This is a genomic window from Chondromyces crocatus (assembly GCF_001189295.1).
GTDB lineage: Bacteria > Myxococcota_A > Polyangia > Polyangiales > Polyangiaceae > Chondromyces > Chondromyces crocatus.
Genome location: NZ_CP012159.1, coordinates 5378487 through 5404114, shown reverse-complemented (window position 1 = coordinate 5404114; position 25628 = coordinate 5378487). Strand labels below are relative to the sequence as shown.

The window sequence follows — 25628 nt, the reverse complement described above, 5'->3', positions numbered from 1 at the left end:
GGAAGAACGAGGATGCATCCCGGAATGGATGCCGCTCGAAGTCGCTTTCGCTCAGTAGAACTGGCGAGAAATCGAGAGAGAACCGAAGTTGATCAGCAGCAGACCCTCCAGCGACCCATCGGTCACTGCGAGCTCTCCGGTCGCGGGGAGGAACCGCAGCGACTGCGGCTGCATGTCCGAGGTGCTCGACGCGAGGTTCACCTGGACGGGGATGAAGGCACCTTGCGTCGAGAAGCGGAACTGCATGTCACGCTGAGGTGGCACCCTGCAGCTCCCTTGCTCGCACGGCGTGCCAGGGCACTCGCTGTCACCCCCGCAGGCACGCCGCCCTTCCGTGATCGCCAGCTGGAACATCGGGTTCACGAGGAGCCTCGGATCCCCCTCGCAGACGACGACGTCACCAGGACGCGCCTCGGCCAGCGGGCATCCGGGCGTGGAGGATGTCGCCGAACGCACACGACCGTTCATCCGCGCCAGCGTCGGATCACACGAGTTCCGGCAGACGCTCGTCTCGGGATCCGCGATGACGTGGTGCAGGAAGCCCGTGACCTGCGACGAGGCGATCCACTGCCCACGCGCCCGCACCCGATACGTCATCGAGCCCGGGAAGCAGCAGTTGAGATCCGAGCTGGGGTCGTTGAGCTGAGGCCGGTCGAGGACGAGGTGATCCTCGTAGGCTTCCCGGATGGTGAACTCACGACGCGGCGTGGGAGACGCCGCGAGACCGAACTCGGCGCGGCAGCTGTCGTACGTGCACACGCCTCGACTCGGGTCGGTCCAGTGCGCGTTGGACTCATCCGGCAGATCGGAGGCGATCTCCATGAAGTCCGCGAGGCCGCGCACCTCTGCATCCGACGCGCTCTCCCCGGCAGCCTCCAGTTGCTCGCGCACGCTCTCCGCGCTCTCCACCCCACGCCCGCAGAACAGGCCTGCCGAGTCGTAGAGATCCCACCGCTTTCCCGACGCATCCCCCTCGCAGCCCGCTGCGCATCGGACCGCGCCGACGTTGCCTCCAAAGCCAGGGAGCGTCCCCTCGTAGCTCACCGCCCAGGCCTGGTTTGCCACCTGCGCACGGGGATCTTCGAGGTTCATCAGCAGCGCATTGCGGCCGTCGATCTGCCCTGCCCTCGGGTACGTCGCCGGGCTGCCGTCCGCGTTCTGAAGGTACGTGTTGATGGAGAGCCGCTGGTTCCCGACCGCCAGGGCGAGCGCCGTGGTCCCGTCCGCCGGGACGGGAGCGCGCATCTGCGGCTGCTCATCACCATCCGGCTGAGCCGTACCTGCCCGGTCATACAGCAGCGGCAAGAGCTGCAGACCTGGTTCCCCGCGAAGCCCCGTCTCCTCGCTCGTGTAGAGGTAGTTCAGGCTGCGGGGTGTGTTCCGCACGACGGTGTTGCAGGAGGCCTCGTTGGTGCTGGCCAGCCCGCTGTTCGGACCATCGCAACGATCCCCGATCCCGTCGGGTGTCCCTCCCGCCTCGCTCTCGAAGGTATCGGCCTGGTCGGGGTTGTAGTGGAAGGGACAGTTGTCCTCCCCGTCGGGCACGCCATCGGCGTCCATGTCCCCTGGAGGCGCATTCTCCGGCGGACCGAACCCCGAGGGACCGATCGCCGAGCACCCGAGCGTGCGGCTGAAGAACTTCGGACCACGGCACCCTGCGTCGAGGTCGTCGACATCGATCACGCTGATCTGCGCATTGGTGAGCAGCGCGAGCGCAAACGTTCCACGCAGCTTCGTGGGGCTCGCCCCCGTGTCGAACGTCGACGAGGTCCGGTACAGCGTCTCCAGATCGCAGCCCGCATCCGAAGCGTCCCTGCACACCACCAGGCGCGGATCCGAATCGCAGCGCATGCCCGCGAGGGCGACGCCCGTCTCGGGATCGACCACCGGCAGATCACGGCTGGCGAGAAGCACGTCACGCACTGGCGCGTTGAACTGGATGCGATCGGGAGGGGCGAACGGGTTCCACTCCGCGTGCGGACGAACCAGCGGCGTCCGCTGCGTCGCGCCATCGCTGACGTCGAAGATCATGAGACTGCCTTCGTCCGCATCGACCGCATAGAGGTAGCGACGGAAGTCCACCGTGGCCGCCTCGCTCACGCCGAGGCGCGTCGTCGTCACGATCCGGCGCGGCTCCACCAGGGAGCTCGTCAACAGCGGGGGGCGCTCCACGGGCGCACAAGGCGTCCGCAGATCCACCGTGTGGATCAGGGGCTGCTCGAGGTCGCCCAGGAAGAGGCGCTCTCCGCTGAGCGCGATCCCGGAGGGGCGTGGTGCGCCGAGCGGAAGCGTCGACGGCGTGACCGGCTCAGGGTTCACGCAGGCCACCATCGGTGGAGGGCTCGGCGGATCCCCTGGCGGGGGCAGCTCGGCCTTGAGCGGCACCCAGCGCTCCACCGGACAGGCCGCGTAGGAACCCGCGGTGCGATCGAGGAGGCGCTGAGCATCGATGACGACGAACCCGCCCATGTCGGGCAAGGTCACCACCAGCTTCTGTCGACCCATCCCCTCGGGTCCGAGATCACCGTGCTGGAAGGGAACGACCGGCTCCCCTTCCTCGGAGAGGTAGGGCGACCCATAAGGCACGTCACACGACCCACGCTCTCCCTCGGGCCCCGCCGGATCGATGGCGAGCAGCATCTCCCCTGGCGCAGAGGGCAACGAACATCCAGGCCACGAGTTCAGCCCCTGAGAGGGCCGCTCCGCCGAAGGCCGGATCATCGTCGAGGGCAGCACGAAGATCCCTTCACGCCCGATCTCGGCCGTCGCCACGAACGTCGCCGACCCCCCCGTCGTCGACACGATGTCGACCGGCTGCGCGCCCACGTGGAGGAAGTTGGCCCCGGGCACCCGTGGATCCTGATCCAGCACCGGGTTGGCGTTGGTGGTCAGATCGATGACCGCGATCTCGCCGCGGGTCGTCTGCGTCACCAGGGCGTAAAGATGCGGCAGCGTGGTGTTCCCCGCCTCATCGACGCCGAAGTCATCCAGATCGGCAGCCACGCGCCGCGAGCAAGCGGTCAGCGGTAGCGCCGGAGATTCTCCAGGGGCCGCCAGGCAGACGAAGGAGGCCCGCCCCGAGCGCTCCAGCGAGCGCACGTTGACGTTGACGGAGCGCTGCGCGCAGCCTGGCCCGAGGGCGGCTCCGACGGCGACGATGGGGATGGCCAACGCGAGCGCGCGCCGGATCATTGCGACTCCTGAGGCGACTGCGGGTTGCCCAGCGTCAGAACCATGGATCCAAAGGATTCTGGACGGCGCGCATCGAGATCGACCACCCCGATGTACGAGTCCGTGAAGTGCGCGACATACATGAAGGAATGAGCCCGCCTCTGCGATCCGCTGCCGGCCTCGCCCGTTGGCGCGAAGGTGTCGAAGGCGATCGAGTGAGGCCCTCGCCCCGTACGGATGATGGCATCGACGCGCCGGGCCGCCGGATCGTACGAGAAGATGAACCTCGAATCGAACGCCACGGCGAACACCCTGAGCTGGGGTGTTCCGTCTTTCCCGATGATGTGCCCGAGCGAGACCCGCGAGGCGCCATAGGACAGCGCCACCGAGTCTTGCAGCTCCATGATCTCGTACGCGCTCGTGAAGCGCTGCGGCCCGCACACCCGATCGCTCTCACCCGGAGCGCCCTCGAAGGTGACGGGGACCGTCCGCACCTGACCGACGAGCAGCGAGGCGGGAGAGCGATTCGCCACGAAGAACCGGACAGGGATCTCCGTGCAGGCCGCCAGGCAGGAGAGGCGCTCCCCGGAACAACCCGGCTCACACGCTTGCCACTGCGCATCGCACGCCACCTCGCACGTACGCCGCTCGCTGTCGTCGACGGCGATCCCGCGCGAGTCGGTCCCGTTCGTGTTCACGCTGATGTTGAGCCGTGATGCCCGCGTGAGGTAGCCGCGGGGCGGCGCGGAACCTGCGTCGGCTTCGTAGCGGAGCAGGTCGAGGACCGGGGCGGCGCGGTACGTCATCAGAAACCCGGGCTGGTAGCTGATCGCGTCCCCGCATGCCGCCGCCAACCCTGGCGTCGGCAGGGCAGCCACCTCGGTCGGGCCGTCCGCAAGACCCGAGAGCACGTACGTGAGCACGGGCTTGGAGGTCCACGAGTTCAGGATCAGGCTGGCCGCCGTCTGCGTCTGATGCGCCGTGACGATCGCGTTCCCCGTGGCGCCTGCGGCCAGGCCCACGGGCTCCAGCGGCAACCGCAGGGCGCGCGGGCTCTCATACGGGTTCTCGCCGACCCGGAAATCGGCGCCGCATCGCCCTTCGCCGTCCGCTCCACAGTCGAGGCGGACCGGGCGATCACAAGCGCCTGGTTCTGCGGCGCACGACCGATCGTCTTCGATGTCGAAGAACGAGACCGACGGGTCGCCTCGCACCGGAATGAACAGACGCGCCCCCTCCCCTTGTCCTTCCGGGGGATGCACCAGGACCGCTCCCGAAGCAAAAGCGCCGATGATGGCGGAGCGCGTGATGAAGGGCTCGACCCCCAGCGGAGCGCAAGGCCCCGGGTAGAGCACCGGGTTCGGGTTCTTGCCCAGGTTGCCGCACGGGAGAGGCCTCGCCCCTCCCGCTTGAAGCAGCGCCTCGCACGACGACCGGAAGCTCGCCGCGGCCTCTTCGCTCTCCCCTGGCAGCGGCGAGAACTTCGACAGAGCGCCCTGGATACAGAGCGCGCGCTCTCTCAGGCCGCCCTCGTTCGCCAGCGCGAGCGCCTGCACGGTGCCACCGTTGTACCGGAGGTCGAAGTCGGAGTTCGCGACGAAAAGGGCCTGCCCGCCGGGCGAGATCGCGAGCCCGGTGGGAAAGTAGAAGCTGTCGCGCGGCGGTGCGTTCCCTGCGTCGACGGTGAAGCACCCCGCAGCCGCAGTCCCGACGACGAGAGCGACCGCAGCTCCGGCGCTCATCGCGCGCGGCCAGCGGAGGGTTGCGCGGCTAAGAATCATGCGGGCGCGGAGCCTAGTCAGCAGCCCTCAGCGAGGCAACCCGCTCGGGTGGTCCGGCATCAGCTGGCGCGTGACGGGGTTGGTCCCGCCTCTTGCATGGCCCAGGTGCCATGCGCTGCGGCATCTCCTCGGTCCGACCCATCCCCCCCGAGCGGGCAATCGGTGCTCGCCAGGACATGGCCCCCCCGTCCAGCGCCGCGCGCTCCACCCCCACCCTCTCCATGCCCCCTGTCCTGGGCGCGTACCAGCTCGGTCGGCGCCTCGGCGCGGGCACCATGGGGGTCGTCCACGAGGCCATCGATCGCCGGAACGGACACCGGGTCGCCCTCAAGACGCTGGAGCGCCTGGACCCGGCCGGTCTCTACCGCCTGAAGCACGAGTTCCGTGTGGCGGCGGACCTCTCTCACCCCAACCTCGTCGCCCTCCACGAGCTGGTCTGCGACCAGGGGATCTGGTTTTTCACGATGGAACTCGTGGAAGGAGAGAACTTCCTCGAACACCTCGCAGCGCACCGCTCCGACGCCACGCGCCGCGCCCCCTCGGCGCGACGCAACGGCGGGCCACCCGACGTCCATCGCACATGGCAGAGCGGGCGCCTGCGAGCCCTCTTCTCATCACCAGGCGTTCGCGGCGTTCGCGCGCGGAACGGCCTTGTCCGGCCGGTCGACCCTGCATCGGACACCAACCTCCAGCAGTCTCCTCGCCCCCGCGGCCCAGCGTCGCGGCTCGACGCGCTCCGCGCAGCGCTCCTCCAGCTCGTGTGCGCCATCGATGCACTCCACCGCGCAGGGAAGGTCCATCGAGACATCAAGCCGGCCAACTTGCTGATCACCCCTGGCGGGCGCCTCGTGGTGCTCGACTTCGGCCTGACCAGCGCCACAGGAGAGCGAGACGGGCGCAACGGGGAAGGGACCCCTGGGTACATGGCGCCGGAGCAGGCCCATGACGCGACCGCGAGCCCCGCGAGCGACTGGTACGCCGTCGGAGGCGTGCTCTACCACGCACTCACGGGCCAGCTCCCTTTCGCTGGCTCCGCGCTCGACATCCTGAGCGCCAAGCTCGCAGGGGAACCGCGGCCCCCTTCGGCGATCACCCAGGGCGTTCCCCCTGATCTCGACGCCCTGTGCGTCTCCCTTCTTCGCCGCGTCCCTGCCGAGCGCCCCACCGCGCCCGAGCTCCTGCACGCCCTCCTGGCCCACGGCAGCGCGCCCACCTCCCGGACTCCCTGCATCACGCACTGGGCTCCGTGCATCGATCCCGCAGCTTCTCAGGACACGCTGACCGAGCCCCCCGATGGCCTCCTCATCGGGCGCGCCCGAGCGCTGGACGAACTCATCGACACCTACCGCACTCTCGAACCGGGCAAGCCTGCCTGGATCCACGTGCGTGGCCCGGCGGGCATCGGCAAGACGACGCTCCTTCGAGCCTTCACACATCGGGTCCGATGCGAAGCCTCCCCGCTCGACCCTCCTTCTTCCCCTCCGCTCCCCTCCATTCCCCCGGCTCCCCCCGCGCCTCGCGCGCTTTCACCGGAGCGCACCGACCCGACGCTCGCTTCACTCGAGGACGCCCCCCCCATGACGGTACGCACGGTCCGACGTGAGCCCTGCGCTGCGAGCTGGGCTCCCCGCGGCTGGCGCGATCCGAGCGGCCCCGCCTCGCCTCCGGAGAAAGGCCCGGTGGTCCTCAGCAGCCGCTGCCACGACCGCGAAGACTTCCCCTTCAAGCTCCTCGACGGCATCGTCGATGCGCTGAGCCAGCTTTTCGGCGGACCTGGAACTGCGGCTCTCTCGCCCGACGCCGCACACCAGGAGCGCGCCCTCGACGCCGCACGCGCCTGCACTGCACTCCAGCCTGCGGAAGCTTGCGCCCTCCTGAGGGTCTTCCCTGTCCTCGCCCACGTCGCGCCCTTGCTGGAGAGGGCAGGCGCCGCAGCATCCGCCGTGTTCCCCCGAGGTCCCCTCGCCGACCTCCAGGGAGCCTCTCTGAAGAGAAAGGCGACCACCGCCCTCCGATCGCTGCTCTGCGCCCTCACCTCCCGCGCCCCCCTCCTCCTTCTCCTGGACGATCTGCAATGGGGCGACCCCCAGAGCGCCGAGATGCTCCGAGAGATCCTCCGTCCGCCAGGCGCCCCCACCCTCCTCCTCATCACTGCGCACCGCACGGGGCTCCGGCGAGACCCACGCGACACCGAGCCCCCCGCTTGTACCGCGCTCGCCGCCACGCTCGCCGTCACCACGGTCATCGAGCTCGGCGCCCTCTCCCGCCACGAGTCCCGACAGCTCGCCCAGGCGCTTCTTCACGAGGACCGCAGGGTGGAGGGAGACCAAGGCTGCCCCGCCGCGGTCGCACAGGCGGAGCGCATCGCCCTGGAATCGGGCGGCTGCCCGCGCTGGCTGGAGGCGCTGGCATCGCATGCCCGTCACGGAGGCCGCCCGCTCCTCCAGGAGGTCATCGCGACCCGCATCGAAGCGCTCCCTGTCGAAGCGCGAAAGCTCCTCGCGCTCGTCGCCTCTGCCCCGGCGCCCTTGCCACGCAGCGCGGTGCTCGCTGCCGCTGGAGCCGACGCGTCACGGACCCTCCAGCTTCTCTCGTCCGCAGGGCTGATAGTACTTGACGCCGGCCCGACAGGTCCTCTCGTGCGCGCCTCGCACCCGCGACCATGCGCCCAGCACCTCGCCACGGCGCATCCCCCGACACGCGCTCTACCCTGCGATTCTGCGCCATTCACGCAGCTCGGTGAGCCCTGAAGCGGGAGCGCTGGCGTCGCTCACCCACACCGTGCGCGTCGATTCGAAACGCCTCTCGGACGCATTCGGCAGCCCCCCTGCACGTAACTCTCGGAGAGACGCCTGGCCTTTGCTACGGTGGTCACCGGGACGATGGCCGAACTTGCAGCCGCCCTCCTCCTGGGCTCCTCACTCATTGGATTGGTCTTCTGGTACTTCTATATGAAGGACCGAAGCCGTCGTAATGCCGCGGCCGGAGCCCAGCCAACCCCACCCCCTAGCGAAGCCAAGGATTCGGGCACGCGGAGTGATTCTCTTCCCAAAGAGAGCGCCGCACCCCTGAGTTCGGGACCCGCTTCCACCAGTCGAGGGGTGACCGCCCCGCGACGGCGCAGCGGACCCGACTACGAAGACGAAGAAGAAATCGATCACAAGGACGAGGACGACGACCTCACCTTGATCACCCTCACCCCGCCCGAGGTCATCAACTCGCCCATCTCGCGCCCCAGCTCGCCCTCCTACGGGGACGAAGAAGAGGAAGCCCGCGAGGAGCGTGAGATCGAGCAGCCCTCGGCGGTGCCGATCATCTACGACGATGACGCGGCCATCGACGAGCCCACCAGCTCCTCCCCGCTCGTCCTCATCAGCGCCGTCGGGCAGACCCACCTGGGTCAGAAGCGCCGCAAGAACGAGGACTGCTACCTCTGCATGGATGACTACCACCTGTTCGCCGTCGCCGATGGCATGGGTGGTCACAAGGGGGGCGACGTGGCGAGCCGCCTCGCCGTCGAGACCATCCAGAAGGCCTTCGAGGAAGCGAACTGGACGGAGGAGGCGCCGTACCCGGATGTCCCCCGACGCGGCAGTGAACTCGCCACGGCCATCCAGCGCGCCAACAAGACGGTGTACGACGCTTCTCAGGTGGACCGCTCCCTCATGGGCATGGGGACCACGCTGATCAGCGCTCGCTTCTCACCCAACAAGCAGCGCCTCTACGTGGGCCACGTCGGTGATAGCCGGTGCTATCGCCTGCGCGATGGTGAGCTGCGCCAGCTCACGACCGATCACACCATGGGCGCTGCGGGCATCACGGGTCCGCTCGCGAACCACCTGAGCCGCGCGCTCGGCGTGGCCTCTGCGGTGAAGATCGATCTGGTGATCGCGCGCCCGCGTCCCGGAGACGTCTACCTGCTCTGCTCCGACGGCCTCTCCAAGATGGCCACCGACGACGCCATCCAGGACGTCCTCGTCGCACAACCCGATCCCGAGAAGGCGGCGGCTGCCTTGATCGACCGCGCAAACGAGGGTGGCGGGCGTGACAACATCACCGTCATCCTGGTCCGCGTCAGCGATCCCAAGGACCTCGCCCAGATCGTCAAGCGCGCCAGCTGACGCACGCCCGGGTGCGTACGCTGGCTCCCTCGTCTTCCTGAGTTCGACGCAGGTTTCTCACCACGAACACCAATTCGGCAACGTCTGGTTCGGTGTCGACACCTCGCTTGCACTGCGCTTGACAGGCCACCGAGCGGTCGACTGAATGCGCCGCGGTGCGACGCGCTGCGACCTTCCTTTGCGGCCTTTCCCTTCTCTGTACCACCGCTCCTGCCGTCGCCCAGAACGCCGCCGCAAGGACCGAGCGCGTCGAGCCGAGCGCCGCGCTCGTCCCGGTCCGCCTGGAGCTCCGCACCTCACCCGACGTGCTCCAGTGCCCCGGAGAAAAACGCCTCCGCGAGGAAATCAGCGTCCGCCTCGGCCACTCGCCCTTCGATGACGCCGCCCGGACAGCGGTCATCGTCACCATCGCCCGTCGTGACCACGACCTCACGGGGAGGGTCGTCTACCTGGACGCCGATCGACCACTCGAAGCGCGTGAGTTCGTGGTCCCTGACGATCCCCGTGGTTGCTTCACCCTCCTCGAGTACCTCGCGGTCGCCATCGCGTTCACCCTCACCCCCTTCGGAGACGACGATCTCTCGCGGACCCCCCCGGGAACGACCGAAGCTGCCCCGCCCGGGCCCGCGCGACGTACCGAGCTGCGGCTGGGAGTCGGCGGCCAGCTCTCCCTCGGGTACGCCACGGACCCGACACTCGCCGCGTTGTTCCACGTCCAGCTCCGCTGGCCCGCGCACTCCCTCTCCCTCGAGGGGCGCTTTCGTCCCCCCGCGGCAACCTACGGTGACCGCGGGACCCCCCTCGAGCTGAGATCCGAAGGGCTCGCCGTCTCCGCGTGCGTCCACGAGTCGCTCTTCTTCGCCTGCACCGCCGGAGAGTTTGGCCTCCTCCACCTGCACAACCCGGAACGGCTCGAACAAGGAGGCCGCTATGCCGCCGTGAGCGTCGGCCTCCGCGCAGGCGTCGAACTCTTCCTTTCCGAACGCTTTCTGCTTCAGCTCCGCGCCGACGTCGCGACGAGCGTCGCCCCGGGACCGCTTCGACTCGACCGGGACGAGTGGCGCAATACGCCCCTGTCCGGCGGGCTCGGCGGTGCCTTGATGACACGGTTCTGAAACCATCGTGTCAGGCCACGCGCACCATCGGGCGATGGTCCGTCACTGCGACGTCCTTGATTCTGGCCCGCGAGAAGAGATTTCGCGTAGTCTCGCGAGATAGTGCTCCCCGAGTTCGAGCCGAGCGATCGCTTCGTGATCGATGCACGCGCCGGCAGTGGCGGGATGGGGGACATCTACAAAGGCGTCGACCGGGAGACGGGCACCCCGGTCGCGATCAAGCTCCTCCGCCCCATCGCGTCGGATCAGGAACGCGCCCGCTTCGCCCGCGAGGTCGCCGTCCTCGCGGAGCTTCGCCACCCCAACATCGTCCAGTACATCGCGCACGGCACCTGGCACGACGGCCGCCTCTTCTTCGCCATGGAGTGGCTCGACGGAGAAGACCTCGGCCAGCGCCAGCGGCGGGCCCCTCTCGGCATGCGCGATGCCGTGGAGGTCGTCCGACGCAGCGCCGCGGCCATGGCCGCCATCCATGCGCGCGGCGTCGTCCACCGCGACCTGAAGCTGTCCAACATCTTCCTCCTTCGCGGCCGCGGCACCGCCGTCAAGCTCATCGACTTCGGCGTGGTCAAGCCCCAGGTCCCCGACGAGTACCCCACCGAGCGCGGCACCATCATCGGGACCCCTCATTTCATGGCGCCCGAGCAAGCCCGCGGAGAGCCCATCGACGCCCGCGCCGACGTCTACTCGCTCGGCTCCGTCCTCTTCCGCCTGATCACCGGTCGCAACGTCTTCGAGACCGAGCACGTGATCGCCCTCCTCGGTCGGCTCGTCCTCGAAGATCCCCCGCGCGCCCAGCACGTCCGCTTCGACGTCCCCGAGGCCCTCGACGACCTGATCGCCCGGTGCATCGCCCGCGATCGCAACGAGCGCTTCGAGGACGGCGGCGAACTCTCCCGCGCCCTCGCCCGGGTCGCCGCCCACGTCGTCGACAACGACCCCCCCGCCACGGATCGCTCGGCCTCCGCCGTCCGCAAGGCCACGCAGGTCCCCGAGTCCAAGCCCCTCTCCTCCACCAGCGACGTCGGGACGCCCTCCCGCCCTGGCTCCAGCGAGCGCCGCGTCGTCGCCTGCGTCCTCTACGATCTCGGCGGCGCCACCATCTCTCCCGATCTCGACGCCTCCCTCCGCGACCTCCTCGGCGACGACGCCCGCATCGAGACCCTCGCGAGCGGCCAGGTCGTCACCCTCCTCGGGACGGAGCGCTCCCGCGGTGACGAGGCCATGCGGGCTGCGCGCGCCGGCCTCACCGTCGCCCGAGCGCTCCCTTCTGCCCGCATCGCCGTGGCCATGGGTCGCGCCACCCGCGGTCGCCAGAGCCTCGCCGGCGAAGCCCTCGATCGCGCCGCACGCCAGCTCGAAGCCACCTCACCTGGCACCGTCCGCCTCGACGCCTCCGCGCGCACTGCGCTCGAAGGCCGCTTCGTCATCCAGGAAGACACGCAAGGTGGCGTCCTCCTCCAGGAAGATCCCCTCGGCGTCGGAGGCCGCCGCTTGCTCGGCCGCCCCTCCCCCACCGTCGGCCGCGATCACGAGATCACGCTCCTCCAGGGCATCTACAGCGACGTCCTCGCCGACCGCACCCCGCGCGCCGTCCTCGTCACGGGTGCCGCGGGCATCGGCAAGAGCCGCGTCTGCTCCGACATCATCCAGCGCCTCGAGGCGTCGGCCCAGCCCCCGCTCGTCATGCTCTCCCGCGGCGACCCCATGAGCCGCAGCGCGAGCCTCTCCGGCTTCGGCCGCGCCCTGCGCGCGATGATGGGCATCCACGACGGCGAGAGCCACGACGTGCAGGTGCAGAAGGTCACCTACCACGTCTCCACCCGCCTGCCGCGCCCCCTCAGGTTCCTCTCCGCGTTCCTCGGCGAGATCGTCGGCGTCCCCTTCCCCGACGACGGCGACGAGCCGCTCCGCGCCGCGCGCGCCAGCGCCCAGATCATGCAGTCGCGCATGCGCATGGCCCTGGAGGCGTACGTCCGCTCCCAGGCCGAGCGCGCCCCGCTCCTCGCCGTGATCGACGACCTCCACTGGATCGACGACACCACCCTCGACCTCGTCGACTGGCTCCTCGGCTGCACCGAGCTGCCCTTCGTCGTCTTCGCCTTCGGCCGCCCCGAGAGCGAGGCCCGCCACCCCCACCTGTGGGAACGGCGCAACGTCACCCGCCTCGCCCTCCCCCCGCTCTCTCCCCACGCCGCCGACCGCCTCGTCGCCGCCGTGCTCACCGGCAGCACGCCCGCCGTCCGCGCCGCTCGCGCCGCCATCGTCCAGCGCGCTGGCGGCAACGCCCTCTTCCTCGAAGAACTCGTCCGCAGCGTCGCCGAGGGCCGCGACGAGATCCCCATGACCGTGCAGGCCCTCGTGCAGCTCCGCCTGGATCGCCTCCCCACCGACGCACGCGAGGTCCTGCGCGCCGCCTCCGTCTTCGGCCACGCCTTCTGGACCTCGGGCGTCGAAGCCCTTCTCGCACGCCCCATCGACACCGAACTCTCCGCCCTGGAGGCCAGCGAGATCATCACCCGCCAGCCCCACGCCCGGATCGCCGGCCAGGTCGAGTGGATGTTCAGCCAGACCCTGGTGCGCGACGTCGTCTACGCCTCCCTCCTCGACGAGGATCGCGCCGCCCTCCACCTCGCCGCCGGCACCTGGCTCGAAGCCGCCGGTGACGTCGACGCCGCCCTCATCGCCCGCCACGCCGACGCAGGCGGCGATCTCCAGCGCGCCGCGGCCCTCTACGCGCAGGCCACCCACCACGCCCTCCTCCACGGCGCCGAGCTGGTCACCGCCCTCGAACTCGCCCACCGCGGCCTCGCCTGTGGCGCCGAGGGCGTGCTGCGCACCCAGCTCCTCCTCGACAAAGCCCACGCCCACGCCGGCATGGGCCAGCTCTCCGAGGGCATCCAGGCCGCCCAGGAAGCCGCGCACCTCGCTCCCCCCGACTCCGAACTCTGGGGCGAAGCCCACCGCCTCGCCGCCAGCACCCTCATCGAGGCGGGCCGGAGCGCCGAAGGCGACGCCATCGCCACCTGGGCAGCGCGCCCCGACATCGCCCCGTCCCTCTCCCCCGCCCTCCGCGCCTCCCTCCTCGCCGTGCGCGTCCGCAGCCTCTACGATCTCGACCGCCCCCGCGAAGCCCTCGACGTCGCGCGCCACGCCGTCGACATCGCCCGCGCCTCCGGCGCCCCCGTCGCCGTCACCCGCGCCCTCGACGCCCTCCTCTTCGCCATGCCCGCGGGCGAGGTCTCCGACGCCATCGCCACCGGCCACTCCCTCATCCAGGCCGCCGAGGCCGCCGGCGACACCGCCATCGCCACCCGCGCCCGCCTCAACACCGCCTCCATGCTCAACCAGGTCGGCCTCTTCGAGGACGCCCAGGCCATGCTCATGCACGCCCTCGGCGACGCCCGCGACCGGCGCATGCGCATCCTCGAAGCCGCCGCCTTGCACAACCTCGGCATGTCCCACGCCCGCGTCGGCAAGATGGACAGCGGCGTCGAGTACGAGCGCCAGGCCGGCCTCATCGCCGACGAGTGCCACGCCGCCCGCCTGCGCATCCACACCCGCACTTACGAGATCATCTTCCTCATCTGGCGCAGCGCCCCGGGAGACCTGGCCACCGCCCTCGCCCTCTCGGGCCGCCTCCAGGAAGAGACCAGCCGCCACCCGGCCCTCCAGCTCGGCTCCTGGTTCGCCCTCGCCCGCGTGCAGCTCGCCCGACAGGCCTACGAAGCGGCCCTCCCCGCCGCCCGCGAGGCTTACCAGCGCCTCGCAGCCGGCCCCGTCGAGGAATGGGAAGAGTACACCCGCCTCACCCTCGTCGAGTCCCTCCTCGCCGTCGGCCTCACCACCGAAGCCGACGCCGTCCTCGACGAGGCCTTCCGTTCCCTCCTCGATCGCGCCCAGCGCATCCACAACCCCTACCAGCGCAGCGCTTTCCTCCGTCGCAACGACGAGGTCGACAGGCTCTTGCAGCTCGCCCGCGAGCGCCTCGGCCGCGTCCTTCCCCCCCTCGACCCCGTGAACGACCACCGCACCCCCACCATGGGGCCTGGCACCACCACCTGACGCCGCCCCTTCCGACCTCACCTGCCCCCCGCCCGGAGTGCGCCCCGTCCTTGACGTTGGATCGTGGGGTAGCTAAGGCGACCCCAATGCATTCCCCGGCAACTCGGTCCACCGACTCCCTCACCACGCGCCTCTTCGGCCGGGGCCGCACCGCCGCCCTCGCCGTCGCGCTCGGCCTCGGCGCCGCCACGCTCCTCGCGCCCGAGAGCGCAGCAGCGCAGGGCAAGAGCGCCGTCATCGACGTCCGCCGCGCGATGCTCGAGACCGAGGAGGGCCTGCGCGTCCAGGCCACGCTCCGCAAGATCTTCGACAGCCGCCAGGTCGAACTCGACGGCAAGCAGCGCTCCCTTTCCGAGGAGCAGGAGAAGATCGAGAAAGAGGACCGCGCCGGCAAGACCCCGAAGGACCAGCTGGCCCGTCGCCGCGAGAACCTCCAGCGCCAGGCGGCCGAATTCCAGGCCGTCTACGTCGAGGCCCAGCGCGAGATGCAGCGCAAAGAGAACGAGCTGACCACCCCCATCCTCCAGAAGGTCCTGGGTGTCGTTCGCCGCCTCGCCTCGCAAGAGGGCTACGAGATGATCATGGAGAAGTCGGCCGTCCCCTACTACCGCGCCGACCTCGAGATCACCGACCGCGTCATCCAGATGTACAACGCCGGCGCTGCTGGCGACGCCGCCCCGGCCAAGCCCGGCGCGACCCCTCCGGCGGCCCCCAAGGCGCCTGCGAAGCCCGCGGCGCCCGCAGCCCCCGCCCCCAAGAAGCCCTGAGCCGACCTCCCTCGCTGCGTCGCACGGACCGGTCTCATCGCGTGGCCGGCTGAAGCGCGCGTGCGGCGATCTCCCGCCGCAGCACCTCGACCCCTCGCGCCAGCACCTCGTCCTTCCCCGCCCGCAGCCCGGCGATCGTCGGCCGCACCGGCACCAGCGGCGACAGCCCGATGCGCTGGAGCTGCCGCCCGTCACCGAACCGGATGCCCTGCCCCGAGAACGTCACGCACGTCCCGCCGGGCATGCACATGTCCGTGATGTCGCCGTTCGCTCCCGCCGTCGGGCTGCCCACGAAGCGCGTCCCGTTCGCCGCCGAGAAAAGGAGCCCGATGTGCTCCGCCTGGCTCTGCGTCCGCTCGTCCACCAGCATCACGCTCGGTCCCTGGAAACGAAGTGGCGCAGGAGGGAGCCGCTGCTCGAACAGGAAGCGCCCTCGACCCGCTTGCGCGCTCACGACGGGCCGCTCGAACAGCGCCGTGGGTGCCTTCTTCACGTTCATCCCCGCCCCGAGGGCCCACCCGGTCTGGTGGGGATAACCACGCATGTCGAACACGATCCCCTTCGCGCTCGCCAGCGCCGTGAACATCGCGTCCACCTGGTTCCCCTCCAGCCACGTCAGGTCGACGTAGCCGATGCCTCCATCGAGCAGCCGGTACGGCAGCGCGTCACTGTCCGGCCCTGGCTTGACCAGCGCGTCGTCGACGCTGTAGCGCGGCACCTTCACCTCCTTGCGCCGCCCCCCTTCTCCCTCGACCCCCAGCGTCGCCACCGAGCCGGGCGCTCCCCGCAACGCTTGCCTGTCCGCGTAGTGAGCGTGCGCCCACGGGTTCGACGCGGCCTCGTAGCGCCTGGCCCGCTGCGCACGCGCATCGATGTCCTCGCCATCGACCGACACGATCACGTCCCCCACCGCGAGCCCGGAGCCCCGCGCCACCCGCCCCGACAGCCGGACCACCACCGGCCGCCCCTCGATCCGCAGCACATCGATCCCGGCGTTCAGGCTCACGCCGAACAGCTCTGCCGAGGGCCTCCCCACCATCCACACGTGCCCATCCGGGACACGCGCCGCCATCTCGGCGATCGTCAGCGTGTAGGCGCGCGCGTCCTCCGCCGCCTCGAAGCGCGGGATGAACTCCACGAGCGCTCGCTCCCATGCGTCGCCCATGAGCGACCGGTACGCGAAGAACCGCTCGAACACGTTCCACAGCCGGAACAGCCCGAGCAAGCGCAGCTCCCGGGACGGGTACGGCTGATCCTCGTACACCGCGTCCCTCCGCCACCCGATGGACCGCGCAGGGGTCACCTGGCGCTTCGCCTCCTGCGTCGCCCCCTTCACGCGCCCGCCCCCGGAAGCGGACTTGCCGGAAGCGATCATCGCGAGCGCCTTCTCGATCATCGCGTCCTTCGCGCCGGCCTTCGCGGGCCGCGCCCCTTGCCCCTCGGGAAGCGCCACATCGGCCCGGAGCGGCGCCTCCAGGGACGAGATCCGCAGCAGGACGGGCGGACGATCACCCCGCTCGATCGAGATCTGGCTCACGATCGCCTCGTCCTGCAGGACGCCATCCGACACGATCTCCGCGTCCCCCAGGCTCTGCAGCGCGACCGCTCCAGCAGGCAAAGACGAGTGCTTGTCGACGAGCACCACGATCCGCGAAGGCCGCGGCCCGGACGTGAACGGGTACAGCGCCGGCAACCGCGTCACCAGGGACGTCTGGTAGGGCGTCATGTTGCCCCGCTGCGACGCATACCCGTGGTGCTCGACCTCCCGCAGGGCGGGAGCCGCGCCTTCTCGTGACGCCAGCGACCCCACGAGTCCCTCGAACAGCTCGTTCCCGTCGAACGAGTACCCTTGCCCTGCCGGTGGCCGCATGTCCGCGATCACCGCCCTGGCCTTCGCGATCTCGTCCTGCGCGCGCAGCGCGAACGCGACCATCGTGGCGTCGTCCGCCACGCTCCCCAGGTCGATCCAGAGCACGTTCTTGCCCTTCCCTTCCCAGCGGAACCGCGCCTCGAAGGCTGGCGCCACCGCGTCCGGCGACGTCGCCCAGGCCCCGTCCCGATCGAGCCGCGTCGCTGGATCGCCGAGCGCCTTCAGCATCTCCTCGACCGCCGCATCCTCGTCCTCCCCCGTCGTCGCTGCCGACACCTTCGGGATCGCCTTCAGCAACGCCGCGTCCCAGTCGATGTCCCGCTCGACCAGGAACGGGTGCAGGTACCGGACCTCACCCCATACCTTCGCCAGCCGCGCGAGCCGCTCCACGCGCGCGTCCAGGGGCCCGGACGGCGGCACCGTCACGGGCGGCACCTCGGGCACGATCGCGCCCTCGTCCGCGTCGCTGCGCGTGACTGGAGGGAGCCCGACCCCTTCTGCTGCGTGCGGCGCAGGCGTCGATGTCCCCGAGGGCGCCGCACAGGAGGCCAGGTGGAGCACGAGCAGCGAACCCAGCAGCGAACACCTCATGCGAGGCAGCAGACCGAGCCTTCAGGATCGTGTCAACGGATCGGAAGGCCAGCTCACATCCGACTGCCCTCGCGCTCCTGCTGCCCACCTCCGCGCTCCTGCTGCCCACCTCAAGGACGCGAAGAACGCTCCAAGGACGACGACGCCTCCTTCAGCGCGCGCTCCAGCAACCGCGAGGCGACGTCGAGGAGATCCGCCTCCGTGACGATGCCCACCAGCCGCCCGCCATCGACCACGGGCAAGCACCCGATCCCATGCTCCCGCATGAGCTGCATGGCCGAGAGCGTCGGCATCTCCGGCGTCGCGTGGACCGGCTCCACATGCATGATCGACGCGACCGTGACCGGCTTCGGCGTCGAGCTCGGCGCGCCCACCTCCGCGGCCTTCTCGGCGCGATCCGGAAGACCGCTCGCCACGAGGCGCACCAGATCCCGGTACGACACCACGCCCACGAGCCGCCCGTCCTCCTCCACCGGCACGTGCCGCATGTGCCGCCAGTCCATCACGCTCGCCGCGAGGTCCACGATGTCGTCCGGCCGCAGGGTGAACAGGTCGGTCGTCATGATCTGCGCCACCGTCCGGTAGCTCTCGACGAGCGCCACCGGATCGTCGGGCACCCGTGCCAGCGGCCAGTCATGCACCGGCGCGCCGCGCTGCTGCTGCTCCAGCATCGCTGCGCAGAGCGCCCGATCCTGCGCGTCCTGCATCCCCTTGCCCTCCCGCTCCATGGCCGCCAAGGACGACAGCGCCCACTGCGCGCCGGTCTGCCCGCTGCGCACGCGCTCTTCCAGCACCCCGAGGTAGTGGTCGACATCGGCCGCGTCCACGCCCTCCGCGCGGAGCCCCTCTCTCGCCCGCGGCAGAAGCTCTTCCAGGATCAGCGCGGGCGCGGTGAACGACTTCCCGTCCATCCAGGTGAACTGCGCCTTCAGCCCGTGCCGCGCCGCCGCGAAGAAGTTCATCTTCGCGTCCGCGAACGCCATCCGCCGATCCACGCGCGGGAACTCGCGCGACAGCCCGGCCATGAGGCCCAGGAAGAACGCCGCATTCGCCACCTCGTCCAGCAGCGTCGGCCCCGAAGGCAGCACCCGGTTCTCGATGCGCAGGTGCGGCACCCCGTCCCCCACGCCGTAACAAGGCCGGTTCCAGCGGTACACCGTCCCGTTGTGGATGCGCAGCGCCCGCAGCGCCGGCGCCTCTCCACGGGCGAGCACCTCCCGGGGATCCTCCTCCGCGTCCGAGATCACCACCACCCGGAAGCGCGCGATGTCTTCCCGGAAGATCTCCAGCACGCTCTCGTCGACCCACCGCTCACCGAACTGCGCCCGCGGCTGCTGCGCCCGCTGCGCTTGCTCTGCCGGCCGGAGATCGATCGACCGCGCGAACAGCGCGATCCGCGTCTCGTGCCACAGCCTGCGGCCGAGCAGCACCGGAGAGTTCACCGCCGCGGCGAGCACCGGACCCGTCACGGCCTGCGCCAGGTTGTAGAGCGGCGCGAACTCCTTCGCCCCCACCTGCAGGTGGACCTGGAAGCTCGTGTTGCACGACTCGAACATCACGTTGTCGTGCGTGGCCTCCAGCTCGTCGAGGCCCTCGATGCGCAGGTGGAAGTCGCTGCCACGCAGCTTGCACAGCGCGCTGTTCAGCGCCTGGTAGCGAGGCCGCTGCGTCAGGTTCTCGATCCCGAGATCCCCGATGCGCAGCGTGGGCAGGATGCCGGTGAGCAGCACCTCGGCCTCCAGCTCGTGCGCCGCCTTCGATGCCAGGCCGCACAGCTCCTTCATCTCGGCTTCGAGGCGACGGAAGCAGTCGCCCCGGAAGGCCAGCGGACTGAGGTTCGCCTCCAGGTTGAAGCGCCCGATCTCGGTGGTTAGCCGCGGATCCTCCACCCGCTCCAGCAACGCCTCCGCGATCGGCGCAGGCCCGAACGAGCGATCGACCAGGAACATCTCCTGCTCGGCGCCGATCCGTCGCACGTTCGCCTCGATCCGGTCCCCTTCGAGCATCTGCTCCAGGGCCAGGATGTCCGACAGGAGCGCCTTGACGAACACCTGCTGCTGCTGCTCGTCCGTGCCCTCAGCGATCTTCTGCTCACCCATGACGTCCCACCTCTCGCGGGGAGCGAAGGCCAGCGCCGCCCAGCCCGACCCCCGGACCCGTCCCCCCGATGCGATGCCGGTCGCCCCTGGACGGTCGCACACCGCCTCGCCTTCCCTTCAGTCTCCCCCGGACGCGGGCGGAAGCACGTCGTGGCACGGCCGCAGCGTGACCTTCGCGCGCCTCCAGCTCGTCCCTCTCGGGGCGTCGCCCTGCACGAAGGGGTCGAGATCGGCGGGCAACCGAGGCGAGATCACCGGCTGCGCATGGTGCACTTTTGCAGCCCTGGATCTGCTGAAGCCACGAACTCTCAGCGCGGGACGAGCCCGAGCGCGATCCAGGCTGCGACGACGGATCTGCGCCTGCGCGAGCGATGGTAGGGTGCGCGCATGCGACTCCTCCCCGCAGTCTTCGCCGCAGTCTCCACCGCGGGCTTCGCCGTCCTCCTTTCCGCTGGCTGCTCCGGGGACGACCCCAGCACCGCCGGCGCAGGCGGCTCGGGCGCATCGAGCGGCATCGGCGGCAGCATGGCCACCACGGCGCCCGGCACCGGCGGCATCGGTGGCACCGGCGGCGATGGGGGCAGTGGCGGCAACAGCGGCTCGCGCGGCCCGGCCTACGAGGCAGGCACCGCAGACTGCCCTCCCGAGGACGGCACCCGGCGCATCAAGCTCGTCAACAACTGCACCTCGGCGCGCTGGTTCAAGCTCGATGGCCGCACCACCCCGACCTGGGCGCGGCCGACGGACTGCCCCTGGAACGGCGCGGCCTGCACCGATCTCGAAGGCGTCGGCCAGTGCTCGGCCATCGCGCAGGGCATGAGCGGCGGCGTCAACCCGGGCCCGGTGTACTGCAAGGCAACCGGCGTCGGCGCGCAGGGCGCGTGCGCGTGCAACCCCTACTTCGAGATCGCACCTGGCGAGGAGCACACCATCGACATGCCCGCATCGGCTCCGTTCGCGAGCGGCACGGGCTGGCTCGCGACCGGCTGCAACGCCTTCGGAGACGGCTGCACGCTCGGCAACGACGCCGCGAAGAACAGCACCTTCGAGTTCACCTACGACCCGCCGGGCCAGGGCACGCTCTGGTACGACATCAGCGCGGTCAATGCCTGGACCACCGCGAGCGCGATCGGCATGAAGAGCTGCGGCGGCGGCAGCGATCCCGACCCGGACAACGTGTTCTGGTGCCGCGGCACCGGCTGCCGCTTCGACGTGAACGACCAGTGCCCCGACGGCACCGCCGCGTTCGACCCGGCCCCCGCGGGCTGCGGCACCTGCCCGACCATGGTGGTGAACGGCAAGCAGGTGATCGTCGGCTCGTGCGGCACCTGCCCCGACGGCGCCTCGGCGAACCGCATCCCCACCGGCACCGTGTTCAACGCCAACAACATCGGCGGTAACGAGTGGACATGGACCGGCAGCCCCGAGTTCGCGCGCACCTTCGGCCACGACGAGGGCGTCCACGCGAACCGGCGCTACGACTGCGGTCCCGGCGGCTGCACGGCGGCGGCGGCAGGCCAGGCGAACACCTGCCTCGGCGGCTGCGACCTCTGCACCGTCAGCCAGAATGTGTCGGCCGGCGACAATGCCTGCCTCAAGTATTGCTGCCCCGATTCGACGCACACCTACAACGGCGCGACCTACCGCTACGACAGCGCGGGCTGCACCGCGCTCGGCGTGCAAGCGGGGACCGACTACAGCCCGGCCGTGAAGGGCGAGTGCCCGTACGTGTACACGTTCGGGTACGAGGACCACTCCTCGACCTTCCGGTGCACGACCAGCGCCTCGCTGCTGCTCCAGGCCTGCCCTGACCCGACCGATTTCCCGTCGTCGTTCGAGCCCTGATGCTCGGCCGGTGCCCACGCTGGCACCGCGGGCTCTCGCCACGTCGACGTGCGCGGCTTCATGGCATCCCAGGGACGACATCGCGTCGTCTTTCACGGTGCCTCATCCGCCATCTTCGCTGCCTTCGCGTCCCGGGGACGACATCACGTCGTCTTTCGCGGATGCCTGGCGTCCCGGGGACGACATCACGTCGTCTTTCGCGGATGCCTGGCGTCCCGAGGACGACATCGCGTCGTCTTTCGCGGATGCCTGGCGTCCCGAGGACGACATCGCGTCGTCTTTCACGGACGCCTCATCCGTCATCTTCGCTGCCTTCGCGTCCCGAGGACGACATCGCGTCGTCTTTCACGGACGCCTGGCGTCCCGAGGACGACATCGCGTCGTCTTTCACGGTGCCTCATCCGTCATCTTCGCTGCCTTCGCGTCCCGAGGACGACATCACGTCGACTTCTTCGCCGCCGGCAGGCTGTCCTTCGCCGCTCCGGGGCGACGCCGATGGCGTTCAGAAGCGACGAGTCGGTGAGCAGCGCTCCGCCGAGGTTCACGGTAAAGAGCCAGCCTCCAGCGCGCACCCAAAGGGAAGGACCCACGTTCCCAGCCCCCCGCCCCCACCACCTCGCTCGGGAACACCACCGACCCATCGGTCCCCCCTCGCTCGGCATGGCGCACGGCCCGGACCGCCGAGAGAGAGCAGACAGCAGAAGGGATACGGGGGCACGCAGGAGGCATGCGGGCGGCTGCGGGCGGCATGCGGGCGGCTGCGGGCGGCAAAGGAGAGCGCAGGCGGCTTTCCCCTCGAGGACGCCGCACTCCTCGGAAGCGCTGGAGGTGCGTGGACGTTGATGTCCCACCTCACACCGCGTTATTCTGGCAAGGCCATCGCGTCTGCAATGCGCAGGCCTGGTCCGCGAGGTTCTCTGTGAGCGTGCTTCTTCGCACCCATCGCGCCCGCTTCGTCGTCCTGATGGGGCTCGGCGCTGCCGCTGCGCTCGTCGCGCCCGCTGGCTGCCTCTTCCCCGACTACTCGTTCGATCTCCCCGAGCCTTCGGGCGGCACCGGCGCGTCGGGCGGGGGCACCAACCCGACGACGGGGAGCCACTCGGAGGACTGCACGAACGGCGTCGACGACGACAACGATGGGCTGGCGGACTGCGCCGATCCCAAGTGCGTCGAGGTGAGCTGCGTGCCCACGGTGCCCACGGGCTGGACGGGCTACGTCGCGCTGTACGATGGCGCGCCAGCGGGGGATCCGGGCTGCCCGTCGAACTTCCCGGGGCAGGCGTACGTGGGGACGGACGGGATCACGGCGCCAGCGGCGGTCTGCCAGTGCTCCTGCTCCGCGCCGTCGTGGACCCCGGGGTGCGCCGCGCTCGAGACCATCACCATCTCCACGGGCGACGCCCCCTGCGCCGACGAGGCCTACTGCATCGGCGCGGTGACCGTGCCCCCGGGCTGGAACGGGACCTGTTTCAACGAGACGGGTTTCTCCGGCGGGCAGCTCACGTGCGGTCCCAACACCAACCAGACGTGCAGCATGGCCACCGGGGATCCTTGCTCGGTCTCGGTGCGCGCGACGGCGATCGCGGCGACCGGGAGCGGCACGTGCCAGCCACAGCTTGCGCCGGTCAATCGCCCCGATCCCCTCTGGGATCGGCTCGGCCGCGCTTGCGGAGACGCGCCGGTCACGGGCGCCGGGTGCAACATCGGACAGGCCTGCATGCCGCGGCCCGAAGCGCCGTACGAGAGCGGGCTGTGCATCTCGCAAGAGGGGAACGTCGCCTGCCCACCGGGTGCGTTCACCCAGAAGCACGTGTTCTACGGCTCGGTCGAGGACACCCGCGGCTGCGCGGACGACTGCGCATGCGGTCCTGGGGCCAATGGCACCTGCCCGGCGACCGTGTCGATCTATTCGGATCAGACGCTCGGGGTTTGCTCCACGGTCGTCGCGAGCTTCACGGCAGGGACCTGCATGAACGTGGCGAACAATCCCGCGATCCGTGGGCGCACGGTCTCCGCGCCCGGCGCTCCCACGGGCGGCTCGTGCACGTCGACGGGCGGGACGCCCACCGGGACGGCCCAGCCGATCAACCCGACCACGTTCTGCTGCATCCCCTGAGCGACCCCAGATCCGGACGAGAGGCCTGACCGAGAAGCGTCAGGCGCTTCGTTGCGCCCTCGGCCATGCGCTTCGGCCTCCCGTCGATGCGCATGGAGCGCGTGCCCGTCCGGTGCGTGACGAGGTCAGGCTGCACGCGCTCGCTGGCGAGGGTCAGAACTGCATGCGCACGCTGAGGCCGCCGACATTGGCGCCCGAAGCGGCGGGCACGAGCGACGGAGACCAGGTGCTGTAGGCGGCGCGGCGAGGGCCACGGCGCCTGGCTTCGCTGGAGGCTTCGCCGGACGTGGTCTCCTCGGACGGTGCAGCGTCACCGCCCTTGCCGCTGGTCACGAGCATCACGATGCCGGCGGCGATGCCCACCACGCCGAGCGGGAGGGTCACCTGCGCGAGGCCGGTGTAGAGGCGGCCGCTGTCCGCGGTCGACTCGGCCGAGGGGGGGCAAGCGTTGTCGCTGTTGCAGACCTTGTCGAGGTCGCTGAGGGCGCCGCCGCGGAGGCCGAGGAACACGGCGCCCACGACGGTGCTCGCGACGCCAGCGCTCAGGACGACGATGCCGGGCACCTTGGAGCCCTTCGGCGGAGGCGGCGGCGGCGGCGGCTTGACGGGCTCGGGCTCGACGGCGGCGGGCTCGGGCTCGGGGACTTCGATCGTGACGTCGACGGTCTTCGCGCTGCGCTCTTCCATGGAGACCGTCTCGCGGAAGGCTTCCTTGTCGCCGACGCGCGCGGCCACGACGTGGGTGCCGGGGTCGACGGGGATCTCGGCGGTGGACTCGCTCTGGCCGATCTCGACGCCGTCGAGGTAGATGGCCGCGGTCTCCGCGCCCGTGCCTCGCCGGACGTTGAGCTTGGGGATGCGCTCTTCCAGCGCGGCGATGCGATCGCCGACGCGGTTCGTGACGTCCTGCGCCTTCTTGTCGCCCTCGGCGGCGGCCGCGGCGAGGCGGTAGTTGCCCAGGGACGAGACGAGCTTGCCGACGCGCTCTTCGCACTCGCCGATGTTGAAGAGCACCTGCGGGGTGCGCTTGACGCGGGCGACTTCCTGGAACTTCGCCAGCGCTGCGGCGCAGTTGTTCGCGGCCATCAAGGCGACGCCTTGCCGGAACTCGACGCGAGCGCGGTCCAGCTCTTCCTGCGTCTGGGCCGACGCCGGGGACGCCCCGAGGGTGACGCCGAGGGCGAACGTTGCGATCCCGATTCCGACTGATCTGCTCCGTCCCGGCATGCTCTGAATCCTCGCACCCCTCGCAGCCATCGCGCTCCGCTCTCCCGCTCTGAACGTCGAGCCAGGCGATGCTACCACGGGCCGAGCGGGCGATGGGGAAGCTCCCGATGGGCTGCGTCGAACCCCTGATGCCCCCTGTACGCAGCGCGCGGGGCTCCTGATGCTTCCCGTACGCAGCGTGAAGGACCGTGACTGTTCCCAACGGGAGCGGTGCGCGGCCGCTGCCCGTCCCCTGTCAGGGTCCGCCTGGTCCGCCAGTCGGGGGGGCCGCCAGGGTCAGGCGCACCACCCGTGAGCGGCGTTGAGACCTGGGCGTTTTCCGCACTCTCGCCCGGCTACGGTTCTTGCATGGGCGCAGCGGTGGGAGCGTCCCGCATGCAACTGCTTGCGACTGCGTACTGCACGATCGAACACGATCTTTCCAGGTCCCTGGTCCGGCTCACGCGGAACGCGGTGCCTTACCGGACGATCGAGGAGCTGGACGGGGAGATCGCGGTGATCGGTACGGTGCTCGACGGGGTCAAGGGGCAGTGGCGACTGCTCGTGGACCTGCGCTCGGTGCCGCTGCGCAACGATCCGGCCTTCGAGGCGGCGAGCGCCAGGTTGCGCGATCGGATGTTCCGCCATGCGTCGCGCATCGCGCTGGTGGTGAAGACGGCGGTGGGCGCACTGCAAGTGAAGCGGCACGTTCGCGAGGACCACGTGGACGCCGAGGTGTTCGACGATGAGCGGCTGGCGATGAACTATTTGCTGAGGCCGCCGTCGGTGGGGACGAGCCGTCGTCGGAGCTACATGCCGACGTCGGGCTACGTCCTGGTGCAGCAGGGCCGGCGCTTCTGAGCCGTACCGGTCGGGCATGA

The 25628-nt window shown here is 70.3% G+C and carries 13 protein-coding genes; 8 read left to right on the top strand and 5 right to left on the bottom strand.

Annotation, left to right across the window (positions count from 1 at the left end; all coding sequences use genetic code 11):
* Positions 1–51: 51 nt before the first annotated feature.
* Together CMC5_RS19865 and CMC5_RS19860 are read right to left on the bottom strand one after the other, a co-directional pair.
* Complete coding sequence (locus CMC5_RS19865) at positions 52–3192, bottom strand: hypothetical protein (RefSeq protein WP_050431889.1); 3141 nt, start codon at positions 3190–3192, stop codon at positions 52–54.
* Positions 3189–4952: a YncE family protein gene (locus CMC5_RS19860; RefSeq protein ID WP_245678535.1), complete on the bottom strand. Its 1764-nt coding sequence runs from the start codon at positions 4950–4952 to the stop codon at positions 3189–3191. The genes CMC5_RS19865 and CMC5_RS19860 overlap by 4 nt, the downstream gene beginning before the upstream one ends.
* Before the next feature lie 221 nt (positions 4953–5173).
* On the opposite strand from CMC5_RS19860, the gene CMC5_RS19855 reads away from it, so the two are divergent.
* The 5 genes from CMC5_RS19855 to CMC5_RS19835 all read left to right on the top strand — a co-directional run bounded on the left by CMC5_RS19855 (position 5174) and on the right by CMC5_RS19835 (position 15020).
* Complete coding sequence (locus tag CMC5_RS19855; protein ID WP_169796598.1) at positions 5174–7702, top strand: serine/threonine-protein kinase; 2529 nt, start codon at positions 5174–5176, stop codon at positions 7700–7702.
* 351 nt (positions 7703–8053) lie between these two features.
* A complete protein-coding gene (locus CMC5_RS42740; protein ID WP_245678534.1) occupies positions 8054–9073 on the top strand; it encodes a PP2C family protein-serine/threonine phosphatase in 1020 nt (339 codons plus the stop codon).
* Between the two features lie 155 nt (positions 9074–9228).
* Entirely contained in the window at positions 9229–10188 is a 960-nt protein-coding gene (locus CMC5_RS19845; RefSeq protein ID WP_050431886.1) for a hypothetical protein, read from the top strand.
* Positions 10189–10323: 135 nt separating this feature from the next.
* Positions 10324–14253, top strand: coding sequence for a serine/threonine-protein kinase (locus CMC5_RS48575; protein ID WP_281180878.1), 3930 nt, complete (start codon positions 10324–10326; stop codon positions 14251–14253).
* Positions 14254–14339: 86 nt separating this feature from the next.
* Positions 14340–15020, top strand: coding sequence for an OmpH/Skp family outer membrane protein (locus CMC5_RS19835; RefSeq protein WP_082362631.1), 681 nt, complete (start codon positions 14340–14342; stop codon positions 15018–15020).
* A 34-nt stretch (positions 15021–15054) separates the two neighbouring features.
* Here CMC5_RS19835 and CMC5_RS46545 read toward each other — a convergent pair whose 3' ends face one another.
* Both CMC5_RS46545 and CMC5_RS19825 read right to left on the bottom strand, forming a co-directional pair.
* On the bottom strand, positions 15055–17481 hold the full coding sequence (locus CMC5_RS46545) for a S41 family peptidase (protein ID WP_050431884.1): 2427 nt from the start codon (positions 17479–17481) through the stop codon (positions 15055–15057).
* 110 nt (positions 17482–17591) lie between these two features.
* Positions 17592–19580, bottom strand: coding sequence for a CBS domain-containing protein (locus tag CMC5_RS19825; RefSeq protein ID WP_050431883.1), 1989 nt, complete (start codon positions 19578–19580; stop codon positions 17592–17594).
* Between the two features lie 387 nt (positions 19581–19967).
* Here CMC5_RS19825 and CMC5_RS44695 point away from each other — a divergent pair, with 387 nt between their 5' ends.
* Together CMC5_RS44695 and CMC5_RS19810 are read left to right on the top strand one after the other, a co-directional pair.
* Positions 19968–21425, top strand: coding sequence for a glycoside hydrolase 64/thaumatin family protein (locus tag CMC5_RS44695; RefSeq protein WP_050431882.1), 1458 nt, complete (start codon positions 19968–19970; stop codon positions 21423–21425).
* Positions 21426–22344: 919 nt separating this feature from the next.
* The gene (locus CMC5_RS19810) at positions 22345–23541 is read left to right on the top strand and encodes a hypothetical protein (RefSeq protein WP_050431880.1); all 1197 of its coding nucleotides are present in this window, start codon (positions 22345–22347) and stop codon (positions 23539–23541) included.
* Between the two features lie 153 nt (positions 23542–23694).
* Here CMC5_RS19810 and CMC5_RS19805 read toward each other — a convergent pair whose 3' ends face one another.
* A complete protein-coding gene (locus CMC5_RS19805; RefSeq protein ID WP_156338736.1) occupies positions 23695–24768 on the bottom strand; it encodes a hypothetical protein in 1074 nt (357 codons plus the stop codon).
* 375 nt (positions 24769–25143) lie between these two features.
* Here CMC5_RS19805 and CMC5_RS19800 point away from each other — a divergent pair, with 375 nt between their 5' ends.
* A complete protein-coding gene (locus CMC5_RS19800) occupies positions 25144–25608 on the top strand; it encodes a hypothetical protein (protein WP_050431878.1) in 465 nt (154 codons plus the stop codon).
* Positions 25609–25628 lie beyond the last annotated feature (20 nt).

What these genes read in the sequence shown, in the direction of transcription:
- CMC5_RS19805 (WP_156338736.1), bottom strand. Translation starts at nt 24,768, where the DNA reads ATGCCGGGACGGAGCAGATCAGTCGGAATCGGGATCGCAACGTTCGCC.
- CMC5_RS19860 (WP_245678535.1), bottom strand. Translation starts at nt 4,952, where the DNA reads ATGATTCTTAGCCGCGCAACCCTCCGCTGGCCGCGCGCGATGAGCGCC.
- CMC5_RS19825 (WP_050431883.1), bottom strand. Translation starts at nt 19,580, where the DNA reads ATGGGTGAGCAGAAGATCGCTGAGGGCACGGACGAGCAGCAGCAGCAG.
- CMC5_RS46545 (WP_050431884.1), bottom strand. Translation starts at nt 17,481, where the DNA reads ATGAGGTGTTCGCTGCTGGGTTCGCTGCTCGTGCTCCACCTGGCCTCC.
- CMC5_RS44695 (WP_050431882.1), top strand. Translation starts at nt 19,968, where the DNA reads ATGCGACTCCTCCCCGCAGTCTTCGCCGCAGTCTCCACCGCGGGCTTC.
- CMC5_RS19865 (WP_050431889.1), bottom strand. Translation starts at nt 3,192, where the DNA reads ATGATCCGGCGCGCGCTCGCGTTGGCCATCCCCATCGTCGCCGTCGGA.
- CMC5_RS19800 (WP_050431878.1), top strand. Translation starts at nt 25,144, where the DNA reads ATGCAACTGCTTGCGACTGCGTACTGCACGATCGAACACGATCTTTCC.
- CMC5_RS19855 (WP_169796598.1), top strand. Translation starts at nt 5,174, where the DNA reads ATGCCCCCTGTCCTGGGCGCGTACCAGCTCGGTCGGCGCCTCGGCGCG.
- CMC5_RS19835 (WP_082362631.1), top strand. Translation starts at nt 14,340, where the DNA reads ATGCATTCCCCGGCAACTCGGTCCACCGACTCCCTCACCACGCGCCTC.